Annotated in this window: 3 protein-coding genes and 1 pseudogene; 3 read left to right on the forward strand and 1 reads right to left on the reverse strand. The window is 62.1% G+C overall.

What is annotated here, in order from left to right; genetic code table 11:
* Positions 1 to 587: isocitrate/isopropylmalate family dehydrogenase (locus tag AYR66_RS20920; RefSeq protein ID WP_234814965.1), on the reverse strand; the 587-nt coding region annotated here is incomplete at its 3' end.
* An 82-nt stretch (positions 588 to 669) separates the two neighbouring features.
* Here AYR66_RS20920 and AYR66_RS20925 point away from each other — a divergent pair.
* The 3 genes and pseudogenes from AYR66_RS20925 to prfB form a co-directional block, all read left to right on the forward strand.
* Positions 670 to 1,728, forward strand: coding sequence for a hypothetical protein (locus AYR66_RS20925; protein WP_088709111.1), 1,059 nt, complete (start codon positions 670 to 672; stop codon positions 1,726 to 1,728).
* A complete protein-coding gene (recJ, locus tag AYR66_RS20930; RefSeq protein ID WP_088709112.1) occupies positions 1,719 to 3,419 on the forward strand; it encodes a single-stranded-DNA-specific exonuclease RecJ in 1,701 nt (566 codons plus the stop codon). The genes AYR66_RS20925 and recJ overlap by 10 nt, the downstream gene beginning before the upstream one ends.
* A gap of 78 nt (positions 3,420 to 3,497) precedes the next feature.
* Positions 3,498 to 4,365, forward strand: a pseudogene (gene prfB / locus AYR66_RS20935) (peptide chain release factor 2); the annotation flags it as partial.

Below are 4,365 nucleotides of genomic sequence, written 5' to 3' on the forward strand. Positions count from 1 at the left end.
GATTTCGTGGCCACTGTCAGATGCTTGCGCGGACGCGATTGCGCGAGGTCAAATGCGTAACGCAACACACGGTCGGTTCCGGTGCGCGTGAATACCGATTCCTGGATGACGAGTTCACGCTCGGTGCCTTCGAACATCCGCCCGCCAAGCGCGGTGTATTCGCCTTCCGTGTTTTCGCGCACCACGAAGAAATCGATGTCGCCCGGCTTGCGGTTGGCCAGCGGGCAAGGGACGCCTTCGAACAGACGCACCGGGCGGAGGTTGATGTACTGGTCGAATTCGCGCCGGAACTTGAGCAGCGAACCCCACAGCGAGACGTGGTCCGGCACCTTGGCCGGCCAGCCTACTGCCCCGAAATACAGCGCATCGCAGTCGCCGATCTGGTCCCGCCAGTCCGGCGGCATCATGCTGCCGGTCTGTTCATAGTAGGCGCAACTCGCCCATTCGATGTCCTTGAATTCGAGCGCGAGCGAAAAACGCTCCGCAGCGGCGCGCAGCGCCCGCATGCCTTCCGGCATGACTTCAATGCCGATGCCGTCTCCAGGGATGACGGCAATCCTGAAGGGCTTATGTTGTTGTGTTGTCATGGGCAGCTTCCGAAACGTATCAGTGTGGCCATCCTACCTTGTTCCGCCGAATGGGGCAGCGGCTGTCATATACAATCGCGGCATGACTGAGCTTGATATTCTCCTCCCGTTCGGCCTGCCCCCCCCGGAACTGGCCGGCGACCTGCTGAAGCAGCTGGATGCCCCTTCCCTTGCCCTGCTTTCCTCCCGCGCCAAATCCGAAAACGGACGCCATGAAACAGTTGACGGATTCCGGCGCGCACTGCCGCACGAGCAATGGCTCGCGCGGCAATTCGGACTGGACGCGTCAGAAAAGACGAACAGCAGCCCGGCGATTGCCGCCGCCTGGATGCCTGAACTCGACCTATCGCCAGATCCCGGCACATGGTTCGCATTGCAACCAGTCCATATCCACATTGCCCGCGACCACCTTGTCCTGACCGATCCGCGCCAGCTTGTCTTATCCGAGGACGACTCGCGTGCCCTGTTCGAGATCGCAGCACCGTTGTTTGAGGAAGCTGGAAAGCGCGTGCTATACGGCAACGCGACAACCTGGTTCGTCGAGGCCGACGAGTGGCGCGACCTGGAAACCGCAACGCCCGACGCCGCAGCCGGCCACAACATCGACATCTGGATGCCCAAGGGACCGGGCGAGCGCGACTGGCGCAAGGTCCAGAATGAGGTACAGATGCACTGGTACGGCCACCCCCTCAACGACGAACGGGAAGCGCGCGGCTTGAAGCCGGTGAATTCACTCTGGCTGTGGGCCGGCCCCTCGACGCACGGACAGGAAAAGCGCTGTCATTACGACAAGGCCTTCAATTTGTCGGGATATCAGCGCGCGTTGCGCCAATACCTGCCTGCGCATGGAGAAGCAAGCAATGCGGCCGACCTGGTCTCGTCGGCGGCTGGGAGGAACATGCTGTACCTCGACGACCTGCTCGAGCCCGCTTTGGCAAATGATTGGGGCCGATGGCTCGGGCACATGCAACACCTTGAAGAGTCATGGTTTGCCCCCTTGCTGGAAGCGCTGCAGTCCGGCAGGATCGACACGGTCTCCCTGATTGCCACCCACGATTCGCGCATTTCGCGGTTTACCGTTACACGCTCGTCCCTGAGAAAATTCTGGGTCAAACCTTCCCTCACACCGCTATGTCCGTGACCCGCATCCACACCCGCAACGTGCCCTTCCGCACGGCGGAAATGCTACGCCAGCAAGGCGTCCACCCCGTGCTCGCGCGCATCTATGCGTCTCGCGGACTGTCCGATGTAGCGGAACTGTCGAGTGAACTCGGCGCGCTCATCAACCCGTCCGGCCTGCTGCATATCGATGCAGCCGCTTCATATCTCGCAGACGCCATTACCGCCGGCAAGAAACTCGTCATCGTCGCCGACTACGATTGCGATGGCGCAACAGCCTGTGCGGTTGCCTTGCGCGGCCTGCGTTCGCTCGGCGCGCGGGTCGACTTCATCGTGCCCAACCGATTCGAATATGGTTACGGCCTCACCCCGGAAATCGTCGAACTGACCGTCCGCGAAAAGTCTCCCGACATCATCGTGACGGTGGACAACGGCATCGCCAGCATCGAGGGCGTGGCCGAGGCGAAACAGCGCGGGATCGACGTCGTTGTCACCGACCACCACCTGCCGGGCGACCGGCTTCCCGATGCCCGGGTCATCGTCAATCCCAACCAGCCGTCCTGCGGCTTTCCGAGCAAGAACCTGGCGGGCGTGGCCGTGATGTTCTATGTGCTGCTGGCGTTACGCGCCGAACTGCGCAAGCGCGGCGTTTTCGATGCGCAAAACCAGCCCAAGCTGGATGCCCTGCTCGACCTGGTCGCGCTTGGCACCGTAGCCGACGTGGTCAAGCTCGATGCCAACAACCGTATCCTCGTCGCGCAAGGCCTCAAGCGCATGCGTGCCGGCCGCATGCAGCCCGGCGTGGCGGCCCTGTTCCGCGCGGCCGGACGCGAAGCCCGCCGCGCCACACCCTTCGATCTCGGGTTTGCCGTCGGCCCGCGCCTGAATGCCGCAGGCCGCCTGGCGGACATGTCACTGGGCATCGAATGCCTGACCACCGACGACGAAGGCCGTGCCTGGGCCATCGCCCAGCAGCTAGACGCCATCAACCGCGAGCGGCGCGACATTGAAGCCGACATGCAGGACACGGCAATGCTGCATCTCGACAGCTTCGAGCCGCACAATAGGACCACCATCAGCGTTTTCGATGAATCCTGGCACCAGGGCGTGATCGGCATCGTCGCTTCCCGGTTGAAGGACAAGTTCTACCGTCCGACGATCACCTTTGCTCCCGGCGGCGAAGGCCTGATCAAGGGCTCGGGCAGGTCCATCGCCGGCTTCCACCTGCGCGACGCACTCGACCTCGTCTCCAAGCACGCGCCCTCGGTCATCACCAAATTTGGCGGCCATGCAATGGCAGCCGGCCTCACCATCCGTGCCGAAGGCTTCGATGCCTTCGCCGATGCCTTCGAAGCGGTCGGTCGTGAATGGCTGACGCAGGCACAGCTGGAGCGCGTGGTGGAAACCGATGGACCGCTTGAGGAAGCCTATTTCTCGACGCAGTTCATCGAACTCATCGACAGCCAGGTCTGGGGCCAAGGGTTCGCGCCACCGGTGTTCTGCGACGAATTCCGCGTCATCAGCCAGCGCATCCTCAAGGAAAAGCACCTGAAATTGCTTCTGGAAAAGAACGGCAAACGCTACGACGCGATCTGGTTCGGCCACACCGATGACCTGTCCGAACGCGCAGTGGTGGCTTACAGACTGGACGCGAACGAATACAACGGCGTCACGCGTGTCCAGCTCATGGTCGAACACGCGCAGCCGGCATGACGATTTACCAACGACTCTGCCGCCTTTCCGGGGACAGGGTCGGTTATAATGTCCGGTTTGATTGCAATTGGAATCGCCATGGAAGCCGAACGCCTCAATTCCCTCTCCTCCCTCCTTGCGGACCTGAGCACCCGCACGGCCGAACTACGGAGGTATCTTTGACTTCGATGTGAAGTCCGAGAAGCTCGAACAAGTCAACGCCGAACTGGAAGACCCCAACGTCTGGAACGACCCGAAACGGGCCCAGGACCTCGGCAAGGAAAAGAAATCGCTGGAAGCGATCGTCCTCACCCTCACCAAGATCGATGCCGACCTCGCCGATGCCCGCGACCTGTTCGCGATGGCGCGCGAAGAGCAGGATGAAGACACCCTGGTCGCCATCGAAGGCGATGCAGAAGAACTCAGGAAGCAGGTCGAAGGCATGGAGTTCCGCCGGATGTTCTCCAATCCGATGGATCCCAACAACTGCTTCGTCGACATCCAGGCCGGCGCTGGCGGCACCGAAGCCCAGGACTGGGCTTCGATGCTGATGCGCCAGTACTTGCGCTACTGCGAACGCAAGGGTTTCAAGACCGAGATCCTCGAACAGTCCGACGGTGAAGTGGCCGGCATCAAGACCGCGTCCATCAAGGTCGAGGGCGATTACGCATACGGCTTCCTGCGCACCGAAAGCGGCGTGCACCGCCTGGTTCGCAAATCGCCGTTCGACTCCGCCAATGGCCGCCACACCTCGTTCTCGAGTGTGTTCGTCTATCCGGAAGTCGACGAGTCGATCGACATCGACATCAATCCCGCCGACGTGCGCACCGACACCTACCGCGCATCCGGCGCGGGTGGCCAGCACATCAACAAGACCGACTCGGCGGTGCGCCTGACGCACATCCCGTCCGGTATCGTCGTGCAGTGCCAGAACGACCGCAGCCAGCACCGCAACCGCGCCGAAGCG

Origin of the sequence: Noviherbaspirillum denitrificans (genome assembly GCF_002211445.1) — a bacterium.
GTDB classification, from domain to species: Bacteria; Pseudomonadota; Gammaproteobacteria; order Burkholderiales; family Burkholderiaceae_D; genus Noviherbaspirillum; species Noviherbaspirillum denitrificans.